An 18626-nucleotide genomic window follows, 5' to 3' on the forward strand; every position below is an offset into this window, starting at 1 on the left:
GCAAGAGCCGGCGGTGCCCCGAATCTAACCGGCTGACATTTCCACCGGCCAGGCGATCAGCTCCAGCACGGACCCGCTGCGCAGCACGGCCAGTGGGAACTCCACGCCGATGGCGTCTGCGAAGAGCAGCCGCTGCAGGCTTTGCGCGTTTGCCACCGGCTGGCCGGCGGCCCGGATGACCAGGTCGGCCGGTCGCAGGCCGGCCTGCTCGGCGGGGGAACCGGGCAGCACTTCGACCACCCGCAGCGCGTTTCGCTCGCCGGTGCGCATGATGTCCCGCGGGGACAACGGCACCGGCGTACTCACCAGGCCAAGGTAGGCGCGCCGCACGCGCCCGTCGGCCAGCAACGCGGAGATGATCCGGCGGGTCGTGGCGTTGATCGGCACGGCCAGGCCAAGCCCGATCCCGGCGACGGCCGTATTGATCCCAATAACCCGTCCGGAGGCGTCGGCCAGGGCGCCGCCGGAATTGCCCGGGTTCAGCGCGGCGTCCGTCTGGATGACGTCCTCAATCACCCTCCGGTTCCTGCCCGCGGCGACCGGGATGGAGCGCCCCAAGGCGCTGACCACCCCCGCCGTCACCGAGCCGGACAGGCCCAGCGGGCTGCCCACGGCGACGACCAACTGGCCCACGCGCAGCTTGGAAGCATCGCCCAGCTCGACCGGGCGCGGCACCGTGAGCCGGCCGCGCAGCACGGCCAGGTCGGAGAGTGGATCTGCGCCGACCACGTCAACGTCCGTGCGTGACCCGTCCGCGAAGGCCGCACGGCCGCCGTCGGAGTTGGCCACCACATGCGCGTTGGTGAGCAGGTAGCCGTCTTCGGTGAAGACCACGGCGGAGCCGCCGCCGGACGGGAAGGTCCTGTCCCGGCGTCGTACTTCCATCTGGATGCCCGCCACGTGCGGCGTGACGGTCTCAGCTACGCGCACCACGGACGCCGAATACGAGTCCAGCGGGTCCTGCATGGTGTCCGCGGCCTGTGGTTCGGCATGCGGTTCCGGGATTGTGTTCACGGCCCACCTCCGGGAGCTTTGCTTGCTCTCCATGGAACCGCAGAAACGGCAGGTTTAATCCTGCTGCCGCTACGCCTTCAGTGAACCCGATACGGGCGGTTCTCCGCCGGATGACCGCGGCGCCTTCCCTACGCCGACGGGCGGCACATTGCAGCCTGGTCCGGGAGTTGCATCCACGCGACGGCGAGCGGCTGGCTGGCTGCCAGCCGCTCGCCGTCGCGTGGTACCCGCGGGGTTTAGAACGGGTACTGTGCGATGTCCGGGCGGACGGTGAGCCACTGGGTCTCGGTGAAGGAGTCCATGTTGGCTTGGTGGCCGCCGATGCGGGAGCCGTTGCCGGAGTTCTTGGTGCCGCCGAACGGGGAGTTGGCTTCGTCGGAGACGGTTTGTTCGTTGATGTGGACCTTGCCCGAATCGACGCGGTCCGCGATCTGCATGGCCAGGCCGACCTCGCCCAGGATGGACAGCGAGAGTCCGTACTCGTTGGCGTTGGCCAGTTCCACGGCCTGGTCGATGGTGGAGAACTTCATCACCGGGGCGACCGGGCCGAAGATCTCGTCCTTCCACGCGGTGTTGGCCGGGTCGAGGTCGGCCAGCACGGTGGGGGAGTAGAACGGGCCGTCGTTGGTGCCGCCGGCGGCGAGCCGGGCGCCGGCGGCGACGGCGTCCTGCACGATTGAGTCGATGCGCTTGAGCTGGTTCTCGTCGATGATCGGGCCGAGCGCGACGGTGCCGGTCTTGGGGTCGCCGACCGGCAGGTTCCTGGCCTTTTCGGCCAGCGCGGCGACGTAGTCCTCGTAGATGTCCTCGTGGACGATGTGCCGGCCGGTGGTCATGCAGATCTGGCCCTGGTGCATGAACGAGCCGAACGCTGCGGCGGACGCGGCCTTGGCCAGGTCCGCGCCGGGCAGCACGATCATGGCGTTGTTGCCGCCGAGTTCCAGGTGCGCGCGCTTGAGGTTTCGGGCGGCGGATTCGCCGATCTTGCGGCCGGCGGCGGTGGAGCCGGTGAAGGAGATGACGCGGACCTCGGGGGCTTCGACCACGGCGGCGCCGATGTCCGCGCCGCCGGGCAGCAGGGACAGCAGCCCGGCGGGCAGGCCTGCTTCTTCGAAGACGCGCATCAGGGTCACGCCGCCGCACACCGCGGTGCGCGGGTCCGGTTTGAGCAGCACCGCGTTGCCCAGCGCGAGGGCGGGGGCGACGGAGCGGATGGAGAGGATCAGCGGGAAGTTGAACGGCGCGATGACCGAGACCACGCCGACCGGGCGGCGCCGGGCGAAGGACCAGCGGTCCTCGTTGGAGGTGAGCACGTCGCCGGCCGGCAGCGAGGGCAGCGCTGCGGCTTCGTAGCATTCGTTGGCGGCGATGTGGGTTTCCAGGCCGGCCTTGGGGCCGATGCCGCCGGATTCGCGGACGATCCAGGACTGGATTTCCTCGGCGTGTTCTTCCCAGAGCGCGCCGGCGCGGCGCAGCACGGCGGCGCGTTCTTCCGGCTTGCGGGCGGCCCATTCTTTCTGCGCGGCGGCGGCAACGGTTGCCGCCTCGTGCACGTCCTCGACCGAGGCCAGGCCGTAGCGGCCCAGGGACTCGCCGGTGGCCGGCTCCACCGAAGCGGCGGTACCGGCACCGCCGTCGCGCCAGCCGTTGACATAAATCTTGCCCTCCCACAGGGAGGCTTCAAGCAGGGACATATCCCGTCCTTTCAGGTTGGTTGCATGGTTGTGCCGGCCGTAGCGGGTGCGGCCGTGCGGAGCAGGGTTTCAGCCGGCGGTTTTCAAGACGGCCTTGATGGTCCCGCCGGCGGCGGAATCGGCGATGGCCGTGTCGATCTGGTCGAACCCGTAGTACTTCACCAGCTTGTCGAAGGGGAACCGTCCGGCCTTGTACAGGGCGATTAGCCCGGGGATCAGTTGGGCGGAGGTGCTGGAACCGCCGAGGGTGCCGATGATCCGCTTGCCCCAGAGCGTGCGCAGGTGGTCCACCGAGAACCGCGCCTGAGCCGGAGCCCCGCCGATCAGCACCAGCGTGCCCAGCATGCCCACGGCGTCCGCAGCTTCTTCAACCACCTTGATGTTGCCGGTGCATTCCAGCACGTAGTCGGCCGGGCCGCCGCAGATGCGCTGGATCTCCTCGAGGGCGTTGGTGTTGCCGGAGTTGATCGTGTGGGTGGCTCCCAGTTCGCGCGCCAGTTCCAGCCGCGAATCATGCAGGTCGATGGCAATGATGGTGGCCGCTGGCGTGTTCTTCGCGGCCATGATCGCGGCCAGGCCCACGGCGCCGGCTCCGTATACCACCAGCGACTGGCCGGGTTCGGGCTTGGCGGTGTTGAATACCGCGCCGGCACCCGTCGTAATGCCGCAGGCGAGCGGCCCGAGCAGTTCCAGCGGGATGTCCTTGTCCACCTTCACCAGCGACGACGCCAGTGCCAGCGAGTAGTCGGCGAAGGATGACTGGCCGAAGAAGTGGCCGGAGACCTTGCCTCCGTCGGCCCGGGTGTAGGCGGACTTGCCCGCGTCCGGCCCCTTGAATCGGGCGCCGCTCACCAGCGCCTCGCCCAGCCGCAGGCAGTAGCGGTGCTCGCCGCGCAGGCAGTTCTTGCACTCGCCGCAGTACGCCCAGCCCATGATCACGTGGTCGCCCACGGCAACATTCGTCACGCCGTCCCCGACGGCCTCCACCACGCCGGAGCCTTCATGGCCCAGCACGCCGGGCAGCGGCAGGGGCATGTCGCCGGCCTGGGTGATCAGGTCGGTGTGGCAGAGCCCGACGGCGGCCACCTTAACCAGCACTTCGCCTGGCCCTGGCTCGTCCAGATCCAGCTGCTCGGGGACGAACGGGGCGTCCTTTTTCTCGACCACCCATGCATTGATCTTCATTGCCATGCTCCTTACAGTTTCGCCCGGCTATGTTGATGTCTCACTTGTTCAACGTTTCACTGCGGAGGAAAAGTCCCTGGGAGGCACTTGGAGCGGTTCCGCCTGGACCGCCGCTGTGGAACGGACGCCCTACCGGTCTATCGCAGCGCGGGCGGTGCGGTCCATGGCGGCTTGTGCCGGTAGCCGACGGGGAAAGAGCCGGATGCCAGATCCCCCTCCGACGGTCGCCGACTACGCCGTGGTGCCGATCTCCCGTTCCATCTCGACCGTGCTCATCACCCGGCCGAAGAAGGTGCCGATGGCGTCCAGGGTGGCGGATTGGGCCTTCTCCGACCGGCCGCCGGTGGCGTCCGACAGGAACGCCACCTTGTAGTCGTTCATGTAGGCACTGCGCGCGGTCGATTCACAGCACACCTCGGTCAACGTGCCGGCGATGATCACGGTGTCAACGGTGTTCAGGCCGCGGATGGTCGCCAGGACGCTCTTCAGTTGCGTGTTGTGGAAGGCGTCGTAGCGGTGCTTATCCAGCACGTAGTCGTCGGCTTCGGGCTTGAGTTCCTCGACGATCTCAACTCCGCTGGTTCCGCGGCGCATGCCGGCCGTCCGCAGCCGCTGGTTGTAGGTGGTCTCCAACGGCGAAACGTCGAACGAATCCAGCAGGACGTGACGGGTGTAGATGACCGGGATGCCTGCCTGCCGACAAGCCGCGGCGGCGGTCACCATTTCCGGCAGCCGGTGGCGAGCCATCGGCACTTCCATCGGCGCGCCTTCCAGCACGAAATCGTTCTGCATGTCGATCATCAGCAATGCGGTCCTGGCCGCATCAATGCGCCACATGTTGGCCCCCTGTCGGCTCGGCCGGTCCGGGCATTCTGCCCGCCGGCCCTGAGACCTAGGCTACATGTTCACGCCAATGCCGGCCCCACGGTGACCACCGGGCGGCTAGTCTTGGTCGTCGAGTTCGCGGCGGGCGGCGGCGGCAGCCTTGCGCGTCCGATCGGCGGTCTTGGCCGCGGAAACCAGGTCTTCCTCGGCAGCTTCCATCTTGCGGTCCGTCGAGGCGACCTCACGTTCCAGGTCCTCGATGCGCCTCTTCAGTTCGGCGAGCTCGCCCACCAGTTCGTCCCGCCGGTTCTGCAGTTGGTCCAGCTTGTCCAGCACCTTCTGTTCCGATGCTTCGGCGTCTTCCTTGCGCTGCTCCGCCTTGTCCAGCGCCGCCTGCGCCTGTCGGCGCCGCCGTTCGGCCTCTTCGGCTTCCTGCTTGGCGGCCCGTTCGGCCTTCGCGGCCCGGCGCTCGGCGAGTTCGTCCCGCGAGGATCGCTTCGGCTGGCGCGGTGGCGCCGGCTCGGCACCCGCATCCGGGGGAGCGCCAGCCCCGGGCAGCGCCACCCGGCCGTCCAGGTCCACCGGGTCAATCCCGTTCGACGACAGCGACTCGGTCAGCAGGCCGCTGGTTACGGCCGCCGCGGCAGCGGCATCTGCCATCGCCGCATGCAGTGTCTGCTCCGCCTCCGCGACGGCCGCGGCACTCACCCTTTGCCCGAGCTCATCGGCCAGCTTCCGGCCCTCTGCCGCCACGGCGGCCAACAGTTCCCGGCGCTGGTCGCCCAGTCGGCGCAGCTGTTGCGGATCGAGCTGCTCCTGGGCTTCGCTCATGGCGTGGCCCAGTTCCACGATCCCGGCGATGTCCGCGCTCCGGTGCCGGCTCAGGAGATTGACCAGCCAAGCCGCGGCCGACGGTTTCGCCAGCGCTTTGATCTGCCGGGCCAGTTCCTTGTGGCCGTCCTGGGCTGCCTCCTTGGCCCTCGCGTTGCGAGCCGCGGTGAATTCACCGGGCAACAGCGCGTACAGCTCCCGTGCCGCGCTCTCCAGGTCCATGTGCCCCAGCCTAATAGGAGCGGCCGTCTGCGGTTGTTTGGGCCACGGCTGGCAGGCAGTGCCAGTCCCGGGCCCGTGCGGGCGGCAGCTGTCCCGCTGGCCACCCGCAGCAATGGATTCAGCTGAGGTCAGGGCACGACGCCGAAGCCGCCGCTCCAGCCAATCTTCTCGCTGGCGGCCAAGGTGATCTGCAGGAAGCCCATGGCTTCCAGTTCCCGTGCCCGGGAGAGGGCACCGGCGTCGATAACCCGGAGTCCGGCGGCGGCGACCACCTCGGCCAGCATGGTTTTGGCCTCTGCGTCGTCGCCGGCCACCAGCACGGTGGTGGTGAGCCCGCCGACCGTCCCGGCAACCAGCGTGGCGGCCAAGGTGGTGTTAAAGGCCTTGAGCACCGCCGAGTCCGGCAGCGCGGCGGCTAGTTCCGCGGCCGCGGAGCTGTCCGCCGCCACGGTGAGGGAGTCGAAGGTCTCGAAGTTCAGCGGGTTGGTGATGTCCACGACCACCTTGCCGGACAGCTGCCCGGAGCGCTTACCGAGGATGTCGGCCAGGGCGGGATAGGGCACGGCCAAGACGACGATGTCACCGGTGACCGGCTTGTCCTCGTCGGAGTGGCCGAGCATCTCGACGGTGTTGCCGCCCTTGGTGACGACCCCGGAAATGGCCTGGCCCATCTTTCCGGTACCGATAACGCTGACGTGTGCCATGGAATGCTCCTCGATCACGGATGGATACTGGAAGACGCAGCCAAGACGCTAGCGGCAGAAGCAGGGGCAGTCAACGGCTACCGGGACTTCCTGGTCTCCCTGTCGTTGGCCTTGCGCAGCGCATCCACCAGCTCCGACTTGTCCATCTTCGACCGGCCGGGGACATCAAGCTTCTTGGCCAGATCGTAGAGGTGCTGCTTGGAGGCGTTTGCGTCCACCCCGCCCTTGGTTTCCCGCGAGGTGCCGGCGCCGCCCTCGGCTTGCGGGTCGGAGGGGCCCTTCTTTTCCTTCGGCTCCCAGTGGTCGCCCACCTTCTCGTGCGTGTGCTTGAGCGCGCTGTAGGCCACGCGGTGGGCACGTTCCTCGTCGCCGTACGTTTCGGCGGCGGAATCGTGGGCTTCCGCGAAAGTTTCCTGGGCCTTCTGGCCCGACCGCCGCAGTGTGCTGGGCAATTCGCTCTGCTTCGGCTTGCCGCTCTTCGTCGTCTTCGGCATCTGGACCACGTCCCTTCAGAAAGGATTGTTCGCCATTCCTCCTCCAACGTGGCACAGTTCGCCGGCCCTGCCAAGGGAGATGCGGCGCCTGTGGAAATCGGAACAACCACGGCGGAGCAGCCGCCTGCCGTCGGCGCACCTTCGCGATGCCGGAGGACGCAACGGGCAGCGGCACAATGGAAGGGTGAGCCAGTCAGCCCCGCAGGAACCCGCGCACCGCCACGTCCTTTTCGACCTGGCCGCGATGGGTGCGGGGCTGGTCTTCGCCGATTCCCTGGATGACTTGGCCGCTGCCCTGACGGGCAGCCCGGTTGGGGCGGGTGCCGGCGGGCCCGCAACCACCGGAACCCGGGCCGGCACCGCCGTCGTGCAGGCTCCGCCGGGCACGGGCAAGACGACCCTGGTCCCGCCGCTGGTCGCCAACCTGGTGGCCGGTAGTGCACCGGGCCGCCGGCCGCGCATCGTGGTCACCCAGCCCCGCAGGGTCGCGGCCCGTTCAGCCGCCAGGCGCCTGGCAGCCCTGGATGGCAGCCAGCTTGGCGGCCGCGTCGGTTATACGGTGCGCGGCGAACGCCGGGCGGGTCCGCAGACCCTGATCGAATTCGTCACGCCGGGAATCCTGCTGCGCCGGCTGCTCACCGATCCCGGCCTGGACGGGACGGACGCGGTGATCCTGGACGAAGTGCATGAGCGCGGCCTGGAGACCGACCTGCTGGTCGGCATGCTCGGCGAGGTCCGCCAGTTGCGCGGGGATCTCACGTTGGTGGCGATGTCGGCCACCCTGGACGCGCCGCGCTTCGCCGCCTTGATCGGCGGGGACGACGGCGCCGGGCCGGCCCCGGTGGTCGACTGCCCTTCGGCGCTGCATCCCTTGGAGGTGAGGTGGGCTCCTGCCTCCGTGCCACGGCTGGACGGGAGGGGAGTTGCCCGCGGTTTTTTGGACCACGTTGCCTCCACCGCCGCGGCCGCGCATGCCGCGGCGCTCGCGGACGACCCCTCGGTGGACGCCCTGGTCTTCGTGCCGGGAGCCTGGGAAGTGCAGCAGGTGGCCGCGCTGATCCGGGACAGGGTCCGCGGCGGCACCGGCACCGATGTACTGGAACTGCACGGCCAGGCCGACACGGCCACGCAGGACCGCGCCGTTTCCGGCCGGGAGCCCGGCGGTGCCCCGCGCATCATCGTCTCCACCTCTCTGGCCGAGTCCTCGCTCACCGTGCCGGGCGTGCGGTTGGTCGTCGACTCCGGGCTGTCGCGCGAACCCCGCCGGGACGCGGCCCGCGGCATGTCCGGGCTGGTGACGGTGTCAGCCTCCCGCGCTTCCGCCGACCAGCGCGCCGGCCGCGCCGCCCGCCAGGGTCCGGGCACCGTGGTGCGCTGCTACGAGCCGAAAACCTTTGGCGCCGCGCCCGCCCATCCCACCCCGGAGATCGCCGTCGCCGACCTCACCAGTGCCGCCTTGGTGCTGGCCTGCTGGGGTGCCCCGGGCGGCGAGGGGCTGCAACTTCCGGACGCGCCGCCGGCGACGGCCATGGCGGACGCCGTGCGCACTTTGCATGAGCTGGGCGCTACTGACGACGGCGGCCGTGCCACCGATTTGGGGCGTGTCCTCTCCCGGGTCCCGGCCGACCCCCGGCTGGGCCGGGCGCTGCTAGATGGCGCGGCGGCAGTGGGCCGGCAGGTTGCCGCCGAAGTAGTCGCCATGGTCTCCGGCGAGGAGCGGGCACCCGGTGCCGACCTCACGGTGCTGCTGTCCCGACTGCGTTCGGCAGGCCGCGGCGACCCCGCCGCCCGGCGCTGGCGGGAGGAGGCGCATCGGCTGGAGGGCATCGCACGGCAGGAGGGCACCGCCGTCGTCCCTTCCACCGGCGATATGGGCGGTTCGGAACGTGCCGGCTTCGTGGTGGCGCTGGCCTTCCCCGAACGGGTCGCCCGCCGCGTGCCCGGTCCCGGGCAGACCTACCTGCTGGCGTCCGGAACCCGGGCCGGGCTGCCGTCCGGCAGTCCCCTGGCCGGGCAGGAGTGGCTGGCTGTGGCCGAGGTGTCCCGGGCGCAGGGCCGCGACGCGGCAGGCACCGGGGCGGTGATCCGCGCCGCCGCCCCGTTGACGGGGGAAACGGCGGCAGCGGCGGCCCAGCACCTGATGACAGACCGGGTGGAGGCGCGCTTCGAGTCGGGCAAACTTGCGGCCCGCCGGGAACGCAGGCTTGGCGCCATCGTGCTGTCCTCGGCACCGGTCCGGCCGTCGCGGGATGAGGGCCGGGAGGCGGTAGCGCGGGCCCTGGAAGACGGCGGGCTGGACATCCTTGGCTGGTCGGAAGCAGCCCGGGGGCTGCGCCGCCGGCTGGCCTTGCTGCACCGCGAACTGGGCGCGCCCTGGCCGGACGTCGCCGACGCAGCGCTGCTGGGACGGCTGTCCGATTGGCTGGCTCCGGAACTGGAGGCGCTGGGCGGCGGGAAGCCGGCCGCCGCAGTGGACCTGGCCGAGCCGCTGCGCCGGCTGTTGCCCTGGCCGGAAGCGACCCGGTTCGATGAGCTAGCGCCGGAGCGGCTTGAGGTTCCCAGCGGTTCACGGGTGCGGATCGACTACCCGGAACGTGACGGGGGAGAGCGCCCGGTGGTGGCGGTCAAACTGCAGGAGTGTTTCGGCTGGGCGGACACGCCCCGGCTGGTGGGCGGGCGGGTTCCCGTGCTGTTCCACCTGCTCTCGCCGGCCGGCAGGCCGCTGGCCGTCACCGATGACCTGGCGTCTTTCTGGTCCGGTCCCTATGCGCAGGTCCGCGCCGAGATGCGCGGCCGCTACCCGAAGCACCCGTGGCCGGAGGATCCGTGGACCGCGCCGGCCACCGCGCGGACTAAACACCGGAGGTAACGGCCGGACAGTGCCGCCAGGGCGGACTGCCGCGCGCGTGCCTCTCCGGCCGTTCGGCGGGCGCCTGCCGCCCCGGCCGGGCGGACTGCGGCCTTCAAGCGGGTCTTTCCGGCGGGTCCCAGTCAGCGGATGAAGTGGCGGGAGATGAGCAGCCGCTGGATCTGGTTGGTCCCCTCGAAGATCTGCATGACCTTGGCCTCGCGCATGTACCGCTCGGCCGGGAAGTCCCGGGTGTAGCCGGCCCCGCCCAGCACCTGTACGGCGTTGGTCGTCACGCTCATCGCGTTGTCGGTGGCCACCAGCTTGGCGATCGAGGCCTCCCTGCCGTAGGGGAGGCCGGCGTCCTTCAACCGCGCCGCCGCCAGGTACATGGCGCGCGCGGTTTCCACCTCCACCGCCATGTCGGCGATCAGGAAGGCCAGCCCCTCGTGCTCGATCAACCGCTTGCCGAAGGCCTCGCGCTCGTTGGCGTAGGCGGCGGCCAGGTCCAGCGCGGCCTGGCCGAGCCCGGCAGCCACCGCCGCAATGCCCAGCCTGCCCAAGTCCAGCGCCGCGAAGGCGATCGCCAGGCCCTGGCCTTCCTCGCCGATCAGGCGGTTGGCCGGAACGTACGCGTCGTCGAAGTTCATCGTCGCCGTGGTGGAGGCTGTCAGCCCCATCTTGTGCTCCGGCGGGGCCGCACTCAGGCCTTCGGTGTCGGCCGGAACCAGGAAGCAGGAAACACCGTGCCGCGGATCATCGGACGTCCTGGCCATGACCGTGTAGAAATCGGCCTCGCCGGCGTGCGTGGTCCAGGCCTTCGCGCCGCGGATCAGGTAGCCGTCGCCCTTCCGGATGGCGCGGGTGCGCATCGCCGCGGGGTTGGAGCCCGCGTGCGACTCGGAGAGGCAGTAGGCACCCAAGGTGTCGCCCGAAAGCATGTCCGGCAGCCAGGTTTTGCGTTGCGCATCGCTGCCGAAATGCACCAGCGGGAAGCAGGAGAGGGCATGGACGCTGACGCCGACCGCCACGCTGCCCCACGCGGCGCCGAGTTCCTCCAGGACCTGCAGGTAGACCTCGGCCGGCTGGCCGCCTCCGCCAAACTCCTCCGGGTACGGCAGGCTGAGCAGCCCGGCTTCCCCCAGCATCCGGAAGACCTCGCGCGGGAACCGTTCGGCGGCCTCGGCCGCGGCCGCCTGCGGCAGCAGCTCGCGGTCCGCGATGTCGCGGACCAGCTCGATCAGGTCCTGTGCTTCCTCCGTCGGCAACAACCGTTGCACAACCATCGCCACTCACCCCTCCGGCTACCGGCCTGGGTGCGGACCGGCGCCTGGATTGCCGCAGTCACGCCGGGTTCGCCGGGCCGCTGCGGTGCGTCCACGTCATTGCGTGAGTCAACTACAACACGGCAACAGAGGCCTGACAAGCATGATCCCCGGCGTGTGTGCGGGCGGGTCTCCAGCGGGTGTCCGGGCCGATCGAACGGTGCTGACAGGCAGCAGGAGCAGTCGCTGGACATCGGCGACGGCCGGGATCCTCCGGGCGGCCTCGATCCTCCAGGGCGGCCGAGCTGTGCCAGAACGGCCTTCCGCGACGGGCCTGTGTCGACTATCGGCCGCTCTGGAGCTTGGCGCGGAACGCCAGCCATCTTTCGTCGGCTGCTTCCGGCCTGGGGCCCCGCGGCACACGTTTACACGGGCTTGAGGCAAACGCGGGCTGCCAGCTGTCGCGGGAGCCCCGCATCGCCCGCCCCGGCGCCGCACCAACACCCGCACCCGGGCCTTGGAGCTCCGGCGGGGCCGGCTTCGCGTTGACGGGTGACCGCGGGAGGCGGGAAGCGTAGGCTGGGAAGCGAGTCCTGCAGCAGCAGAAAAAAGGTGATGTGCCATGGACCGGACGTGGAAGCGCTGGCTGCCCGCCGCCGTCGTGCCCGCGGTGATTGCCGGCGGAGTGCTCACCGGTTCCCTGCAGGCCAACGCCGCAACCGATTTGCCGGACAAGACCCCGCAGCAGCTGCTGGAGCTGGTGGCGGACAGCGACGTCCGCGCGCTCTCCGGCACGCTGGAACAGGACTCCGCGCTGGGACTTCCGGAACTTCCCGAGGACCTGCCCGCGGACGAGGGCGGCGACGTGGCCGCGGCGCTGGAGCTGCTGACCGGTTCCCGCACCGCCCGCGTCTACCTGGACGGGCCGGATCAGGCCCGGCTGCAGCTCTTCGACCGCTTTGCGGAGCGCGACGTGATCCGCAACGGCACCGAGGCCTGGGTGTACAGCTCCAAGGAGAACGAGGCGGTCCGCCTGACGTTGCCCGCCTGTGCGGACGACGGAAAGGAAGACGACGGCGGTGCACCCCATCCGGGTGGGGCCTACACCCCCGAACAGCTCGCCGAGCACCTGCTGGCCAAGATCGGCCCGGAAACGAAGGTGTCCGTCGGCGCCGATACCGAGGTCGCCGGGCGCAGCGCCTATCAGTTGCTGGTGGAGCCGAACAGCACGGCCACGCTGGTGGGATCCGTGACCGTCGCCGTCGACGCCGAGACCGGCCTGCCGCTCAGCCTCCGGGTCGCTGCCCGGGGACAGCAGGACCCGGCGTTCCAGCTGGGCTTCAGCAAGCTAAGCCTCGAGGCCCCGGACCAGAGCCTGTTCGAGTTCACCCCGCCGCCTGGAGCCAGCGTCACCGAAAAGGCCGTGCCGCGGCACGGAGAGCAGTCACGGTCCGGACGCCATGGCCCGCACGGCGGCGGCGCTGCCGCGCTGAGGGATGACGTCATCCTGCACGGCACCGGCTGGGAAACCGTTGCGGAAGTCCCCGCGGGGGCCCTGCCGGAGGGCTGGGAAGACTCCGCCTTGCTCGCCCAGGCCACCGATGCGGTGGACGGCGGCCGGCTGATCTCCACCGCCCTGGTCAACGTGTACCTGACCGACGATGGCCGCGTTCTGGCCGGGTCGGTCCCGTTCGAGTCGTTGCAGGCAGCCGCGGAGGCCCGGTGAGCGGCAGCGGCAACCCTGCCGCGCTGGTCATCGAAACCTCCGGACTGACCAAACGCTTCGGCCGGCAAACCGCCGTCGACTCCCTTGACCTGGCCGTCCCGCACGGTTCCGTCTTCGGGTTCCTGGGTCCCAACGGCTCGGGGAAAACCACCACCATCCGGGTCATGCTCGGGCTGGCCGCAGCCACCAGCGGGAGCGTCCGGATCTTCGGGCAGGACATGCCCGGCTCTTTGCGGGACGTGCTTCCGCGGGTCGGAGCCCTGATCGAAGGCCCGGCGTTCTACCCCTTCCTGTCCGGCGCCGCGAACCTGCACCGGCTGGACACCGCGGACCGCCATGCCCCGTCAAACACCCGGCGGGAGAGGATCGGCAGGGCGCTGGAGCGCGTCGGCCTGACCCACGCCGCGGACAAGAAGGTGCGCGCCTACTCGCTGGGCATGAAGCAGCGGCTCGGCATCGCCAACGCCCTGATGATGCCGCGCCAGTTGCTGGTGCTGGACGAGCCCACCAACGGGCTCGACCCGCAGGGCACCCGCGAAGTCCGCAGCCTGGTCCGTTCTCTGGCGGAGGAGGGCACCACGGTATTCGTCTCGAGCCACCTGCTCTCCGAGGTGGAGCAGATCTGCACGCATGCGGCCGTCATGCGCGCCGGCAAGCTGGTTGCGCAGGGGGCCCTGGATGATGTGCGCCGGGCGGGCCTCACCCACGTGAGCGTCCAGACCCCCGACGTCGCGGCCGCGCGCGGCGTGCTGCGCCGGTTGGGCCTTGAACCAGAGGGCCCGGACGCCGCACTCGACGGACACGTCAACGCGCCGATGAACCAAGGCGGACTGCTGCCCGAGCACATCGCCGCCGCCCTCGTGGCGGACGGTGTGCGGATCCGCGGGTTCACCGTGGAGGCAAGCAGCCTCGAGGACCGGTACGTGGAGCTGACGGGGGAGGGCTTCGACGTTGTCCAGTGAGCAGCAGCCCGGCACGGGCGGCCACCGCCGGGTGGGGCCCGAGATTGTGGAAGTCGAGGCCCCCGCCGAGGAAAACCCCGGCGCTTCGGCGGCCCATCCGGTCGAGGGACGCGAAGGCGGTAAGTCCGCCGGTTGGGCTCTTTTCGGTTCCGAGCTCAGCGTGCTCTTCCGCCGCGGCCGGACGTGGGCCATGCTGCTGGCCTTGGCTGCTGTCCCGACGCTCATCGCGGTGGTGGTCCGGTTCGCTGCGGACGAGGACGGGCCAGGCGGCGGGCCGCCGTTCCTCAACCGGATCACGGAGAACGGGCTGTTCGTGGCGCTGACCGGGCTCGTGGTGTCCATCCCGTTGTTCCTGCCGCTGACCGTCAGCGTCGTTTCGGGGGACACGATTGCCGGCGAGGCGGGCCACGGCACCCTGCGCTACCTGCTCAGCGCCCCCGCCGGCCGGCTGCGGCTGCTGGCCGTCAAGTACGGCGCGGCGGTGGCCTTCTGCGCTGCCGCGGCGCTCGCCGTCGCGGTCACCGGGGCGCTGGTTGGCGGCCTGCTCTTTGGCATCGGGCCGGTGACGTTGCTGTCCGGCGACACGATCGGCGTCGGCGAGTCCCTGGCTCGCCTGCTGCTGGTGGCCGCCTACGTTGCCTTGTCACTGGCAGGGCTGGCGGCCATCGGGCTCTTCATTTCCACCCTCACCGAAGTCCCCGTCGGTGCCATGGCGGCGACGGCAGTGCTGGCCGTCGTCGCCCAGATCGTCGGCGCCCTGCCGCAGCTGGAATGGCTGCACCCGTGGCTGTTCACCCACCACTGGCTCAGCTTCGCCGACCTGCTGCGCCAGCCCATCTCCTGGGACGCCTTCGGCGCCAACGCACTCCTGCAGGGCGGCTATATCGCCGTTTCCTGCGCCCTCGCCTACGGCCGTTTCAGCACCAAGGACGTGCTGTCCTAGAGTCAGTCGCCGCGGAGGCGGACGATAGCTGTCCGCCGCTGGTTGAGGTTTGGTTACGACATCCCGGCCTTTTCGTCGGGCTGATGGATGCCGATGGTGTTGTTTTCCGTGTCCAGGTAGTAGCCCTGCCAGGCCATTCCCGGCAGCGCGTACTTCGGCAGGGCCGTTTGGCCGCCCGCATCCAGGATCTTCCGTTCGGTCGCGTCGTAGTCATCCACCTCCATGGTGACCACCCAGGCGTTGGTACCCTGGCCGGTGGCAGGCGCCGGGGCGGGACGCTGCATGAGGCCCCCGTTGATGCCGGCCTGGTCCTCCGGGCCGGTCACGACCCCAAAATAGGGAGTGCCCGTGACCTGCGAATAGTCCTCGAACGTCCACCCGAAAACGGTCGAGTAAAAATTCTTTGCTCGTTCCAAGTCATCAGCCTGAATCTCGAAGTGAACGGGGCGGGCCATGGTGACTCCTTAGCTCAGGGGCGGAAGCTGATGCTCTCCATTCATGCGGCCCCGAGGGCACAAGTCAAGGAGGCATTAACGAATCGGGTTCGATCGCCGATGGCTGCAGGTCGACCTGGGCGACCCTCGCGCGAAGGCTATTAAGCCAGACGGTGGCGCCCGGTTCCACGGCTCCAAGGAAGCCAGCTACGGGTGCGGCGTGGCTTGCCCAGGTGGCCTTCCTTTTCCAGCGGATCGGCCGCGTCATCCGGAAGATGCCGATCCTCACCGGCAACAATGTGCCCTGTTCCGGGGCCGGGTATCTGGGCCGCTGCCAGATTCGGCATCCCCATGCTGTCCCCGGACCCATGGACAGGCTTAGGTCCCATCCGCTCCATGTTCGCCACCGGATTGGCTTCCGGCCGTTCCTGATTTTCCCGCATGGTTGGCCCCCATTGCCGCTCAGTAAGTCCCCTGCGGCCAGAGTAAACCGGATAACCCGGAAATGGGGGAGAATCCCGAAAATTTATTGCCTGGAAGGGCCGGCTGCTGCGACAGCGCTGGCAAGCGGGCGACCAAACGCCAGCGGTGGGCCGGCTCCAAGAGCCGGCCCACCGTCGTAATGCTGGGTTTTGAGGTTTAGAGCTGCGTGCCGATGGGGCCGCTGTCATTCACTTCTCCGCGCCAGGCGCCGGTTTCGGTGCCGCGGGTTTCGATGAACTCCTTGAACTTGCGCATGTCCGACTTCACTTGCTTGTCGTCGATGTTCAGGGCGGCGCCGACCTTCTCGGTGAAGGTTTCCGGATCCCACTCGAAGCGCACCGAGACCTTGGTGCTGTCGGCACCCAGCGGGCTGAACGTGACGACGCCGGCGTGGGACTTGCCGTCGACGCTGCGCCAGGCGATGCGCTCGTCCGGCTGCTGTTCGACGATTTCGGTGTCGAACTCGCGCTCCACGCCGCCGACCTTGGTCTTCCAGTGGTTGGTGGTGTCGGTCAGCTGGGTCACGGACTCAACGCCGGACATGAAGTTCGGAAAGGATTCGAACTGCGTCCACTGGTCGTACGCTGTGCGGACCGGAACGGCTACATCAATGGTTTCTTCCACGGTTTGCATCAGTTGCCTCCTTTGGAATCGGGCCAGGGCCGCTGTTGCGCCCCTTGAGGTGGCCTCGTTGCCTACGCTACACAGGCTGGTGAAAGGTGACAACTCGATAGACAGCTTGCTGATCATTTTCCGCAGTACGTAGGGTGGCGTGTGTAGCTGTCGCAGAGTCAACCGGCAGGAGTGAATCATGCGCGCTGTAGTGTTCGAGGAATTCAAGACTTTCCCCACCATCAAGGATGTGGAGCGGCCAAAGCCCCGGGCCGGGGAGGTGCTGCTGAAGGTCGCTGGCGCCGGAGCGTGCCACTCCGATGTCGCGATCTACAACGATTTCGAGGCCGGCGGCCCGGGAGCGGTGCCGCCGCCGTTCACACTCGGCCATGAAAACTCCGGGTGGGTTGAAGAGCTCGGGGAGGGCGTGGAAGGCTTCAACGTCGGCGATGCCTATCTGGTGTACGGGCCGATCGGCTGCGGGCACTGCAAGGCGTGTTCGCGCGGCCAGGACACCTACTGCGAGAACGCGGCCAAGATGCCGTACCTCGGTGTGGGGCTGGGGCGCGACGGCGGGATGGCCGAGTACGTCAGCGTGCCGGCGCGGAACCTGGTGCCGCTGGGCGACGCCGATCCGGTGGCCGCGGCGCCGCTGGCCGACGCGGCGCTGACTCCGTACCACGCCATCAAGCAGTCGCTGCCGCACCTGGCCGGCGGCGGCAAGTACGCGTTGGTCATCGGGTTGGGCGGCCTGGGCCAGATCGCCGTGCAGATCCTCAAGGCGCTGACCGGCGCCACCGTCATCGCCACCGACATGAAGGAAGAGGCGATGCGCAAGGCCAAAGAGGCCGGCGCCGTGACCGTTCCCGGCGGCGAGGGGCAGGCCGAGCGGATCCGCGGGATCACCGGCGGCCGCGGCGTTGATGCCGCGTTCGACTTTGTGGGTGTGGGTCCCACCGTCAAGACCGCCGCCGCTTCCATGGCCCGGCTGTCCAGGCTGACGGTGGTGGGGATCGCCGGCGGCACGTTGGAGTGGAGCTTCTTCACCAACCCGTACGAGTCCGTCATCACGAACACCTACTGGGGCACCATCGAGGACCTGCACGAGGTGGTGGACATGTACAAGGCCGGGCAGATTGTTCCGGAGATCGAGCGCTATAGCATGGACGATGCGCTGGAGGCCTACCGCAAGCTGCAGGCCGGCGAACTCAGCGGCCGCGCCGTGGTGGTTCCGCACGGGAGCTAGGGAATTGAAGTATCGGCGGCGGGATTGTCGCGGATATGAAGCGCATCGGTTTCCTGTCCTTCGGCCACTGGAGCCCCGCCGTCGGCTCGCCGGTTCCCACCGCAGGCGAAGGGCTGCTGCAGAGCATCGACCTGGCCGTGGCGGCGGAGGACGTTGGGGTGGACGGCGCGTATTTCCGCGTGCACCACTTCGCGCGGCAGCAGTCGTCGCCGTTTCCGCTGCTGGCTGCGATTGCCGCTCGGACCAGCCGGTCGAGATCGGCACCGGCGTTATCGACATGCGCTAGCGCATGTCGGGTTGTTGCACTGCTTTTCTTTGGACGGCTGTAGCGGGCTCCGCCTAAGTGTTCTGAAGTTGATGACCAACTGCAGAAAGAGCAGCACGGCACCGCTATCTGCCGAGTGGCCATAGAAGACCGCCGTCCACAGGCCAGAAAGCGCAGCGGCCAGCCCCGCAGGCACGAGAATGCGCCCACCGACCCGGTGCCATCTCCGCCCCCGCAGTGCCGGGTCGTCCGGCGCTGGCCAAACGTCGCCACGGCGACGGAGATCACCCGGAAATTGGGCAGGTCGAACACTGCGGTGGCAGCATCGACTGCCACCCGGGTAGCCTCAAGGGCCGCCCCCGAGCTCAAAGGGAACCTAGCAAATGTCGCTGCAACGTTGCGGGTCTCCCCCGCAACGCAAGCTTGAACTCACGGGTAACGACTTCGCTCAGCTGTGGGACCAAGACCTTGAGTGACCTTGCCTCCGATCCGCTCTCGAAAACGGATCATTCTGTATCCCGGATTTCCCGCACGCTCGCTACACAGACCCAGCCAGCCTCACCATCGCCTTCAAGCGGTGGAAGGGGATACCGCCGACGGCATACAGGTAGGCATCTCACTCCAGAAACAACATCGATTAAGAGGATTGGCGGTGCCCGCCTTTAAGATGCACGGTGGCGTGCCCTGCGAGCTGGTGTCGTCTTATCGATCGTCGGACCGCATTCAAGGGGCCCGTCCGCCGTTCGCGAGTTCCCTCGCAACCACCGCACGTGAGCCAAAGCTGACGACGTTGTCGCCCTTTCTTATCCACTCGGCGTCTTGTGCCCTCCCTGTCCGTGCCACGCCCCTCACAGAATGAGTAGGGAAAATCAC

15 protein-coding genes and 1 pseudogene are annotated in these 18626 nt (G+C 69.0%); 6 read left to right on the top strand and 10 right to left on the bottom strand.

Annotated elements, in window-relative coordinates; translation table 11 throughout:
• Positions 1-24 precede the first annotated feature (24 nt).
• From AC5RUK_RS14910 to AC5RUK_RS14940, 7 genes are all read right to left on the bottom strand, one after another.
• Entirely contained in the window at positions 25-966 is a 942-nt protein-coding gene (locus tag AC5RUK_RS14910; protein WP_494152667.1) for a S1C family serine protease, read from the bottom strand.
• Positions 967-1250: 284 nt separating this feature from the next.
• Positions 1251-2708 carry a benzaldehyde dehydrogenase gene (locus AC5RUK_RS14915; protein ID WP_494152650.1) on the bottom strand — a complete coding sequence of 486 codons (1458 nt, stop codon included), beginning with the start codon at positions 2706-2708 and terminating at the stop codon, positions 1251-1253.
• 69 nt (positions 2709-2777) lie between these two features.
• Complete coding sequence (locus tag AC5RUK_RS14920) at positions 2778-3893, bottom strand: NAD(P)-dependent alcohol dehydrogenase (RefSeq protein ID WP_494152651.1); 1116 nt, start codon at positions 3891-3893, stop codon at positions 2778-2780.
• Between the two features lie 231 nt (positions 3894-4124).
• Positions 4125-4730, bottom strand: coding sequence for an isochorismatase family protein (locus tag AC5RUK_RS14925; RefSeq protein ID WP_494107399.1), 606 nt, complete (start codon positions 4728-4730; stop codon positions 4125-4127).
• Between the two features lie 105 nt (positions 4731-4835).
• Positions 4836-5771 carry a transposase gene (locus tag AC5RUK_RS14930; RefSeq protein WP_494107400.1) on the bottom strand — a complete coding sequence of 312 codons (936 nt, stop codon included), beginning with the start codon at positions 5769-5771 and terminating at the stop codon, positions 4836-4838.
• A gap of 128 nt (positions 5772-5899) precedes the next feature.
• The gene (locus tag AC5RUK_RS14935) at positions 5900-6475 is read right to left on the bottom strand and encodes an NADPH-dependent F420 reductase (RefSeq protein ID WP_493989730.1); all 576 of its coding nucleotides are present in this window, start codon (positions 6473-6475) and stop codon (positions 5900-5902) included.
• A gap of 77 nt (positions 6476-6552) precedes the next feature.
• Positions 6553-6969 carry a ChaB family protein gene (locus tag AC5RUK_RS14940; protein WP_493989729.1) on the bottom strand — a complete coding sequence of 139 codons (417 nt, stop codon included), beginning with the start codon at positions 6967-6969 and terminating at the stop codon, positions 6553-6555.
• Positions 6970-7213: 244 nt separating this feature from the next.
• On the opposite strand from AC5RUK_RS14940, the gene hrpB reads away from it, so the two are divergent.
• The gene (gene hrpB, locus AC5RUK_RS14945; RefSeq protein WP_494107858.1) at positions 7214-9838 is read left to right on the top strand and encodes an ATP-dependent helicase HrpB; all 2625 of its coding nucleotides are present in this window, start codon (positions 7214-7216) and stop codon (positions 9836-9838) included.
• Positions 9839-9960: 122 nt separating this feature from the next.
• On the opposite strand, the gene AC5RUK_RS14950 is transcribed toward hrpB, so the two are convergent.
• Positions 9961-11103: an acyl-CoA dehydrogenase family protein gene (locus tag AC5RUK_RS14950; RefSeq protein WP_493989956.1), complete on the bottom strand. Its 1143-nt coding sequence runs from the start codon at positions 11101-11103 to the stop codon at positions 9961-9963.
• 601 nt (positions 11104-11704) lie between these two features.
• On the opposite strand from AC5RUK_RS14950, the gene AC5RUK_RS14955 reads away from it, so the two are divergent.
• From AC5RUK_RS14955 to AC5RUK_RS14965, 3 genes are read left to right on the top strand one after another with little or no spacing between them, the layout of a single operon-like run.
• On the top strand, positions 11705-12808 hold the full coding sequence (locus AC5RUK_RS14955) for a LolA family protein (protein WP_494152652.1): 1104 nt from the start codon (positions 11705-11707) through the stop codon (positions 12806-12808).
• Complete coding sequence (locus tag AC5RUK_RS14960; RefSeq protein ID WP_494152653.1) at positions 12805-13770, top strand: ABC transporter ATP-binding protein; 966 nt, start codon at positions 12805-12807, stop codon at positions 13768-13770. The genes AC5RUK_RS14955 and AC5RUK_RS14960 overlap by 4 nt, the downstream gene beginning before the upstream one ends.
• Positions 13760-14713, top strand: a complete 954-nt coding sequence (locus AC5RUK_RS14965; RefSeq protein ID WP_494152654.1) for an ABC transporter permease — start codon at positions 13760-13762, stop codon at positions 14711-14713. The genes AC5RUK_RS14960 and AC5RUK_RS14965 overlap by 11 nt, the downstream gene beginning before the upstream one ends.
• A gap of 53 nt (positions 14714-14766) precedes the next feature.
• Here the strand turns inward: AC5RUK_RS14965 and AC5RUK_RS14970 are convergent, their stop codons facing one another.
• Complete coding sequence (locus tag AC5RUK_RS14970) at positions 14767-15168, bottom strand: VOC family protein (protein WP_493989726.1); 402 nt, start codon at positions 15166-15168, stop codon at positions 14767-14769.
• A 618-nt stretch (positions 15169-15786) separates the two neighbouring features.
• Entirely contained in the window at positions 15787-16263 is a 477-nt protein-coding gene (locus AC5RUK_RS14975; RefSeq protein ID WP_493989725.1) for an SRPBCC family protein, read from the bottom strand.
• Between the two features lie 178 nt (positions 16264-16441).
• Between AC5RUK_RS14975 and AC5RUK_RS14980 the strand changes: the two genes are divergently transcribed.
• Entirely contained in the window at positions 16442-17488 is a 1047-nt protein-coding gene (locus AC5RUK_RS14980) for an NAD(P)-dependent alcohol dehydrogenase (protein WP_494152655.1), read from the top strand.
• A gap of 35 nt (positions 17489-17523) precedes the next feature.
• Positions 17524-17771 (top strand): annotated as a pseudogene (locus tag AC5RUK_RS14985) (LLM class flavin-dependent oxidoreductase); the annotation flags it as partial.
• Between the last annotated feature and the right edge of the window lie 855 nt (positions 17772-18626).

This window comes from Arthrobacter sp. Y3223065, from assembly GCF_059090885.1.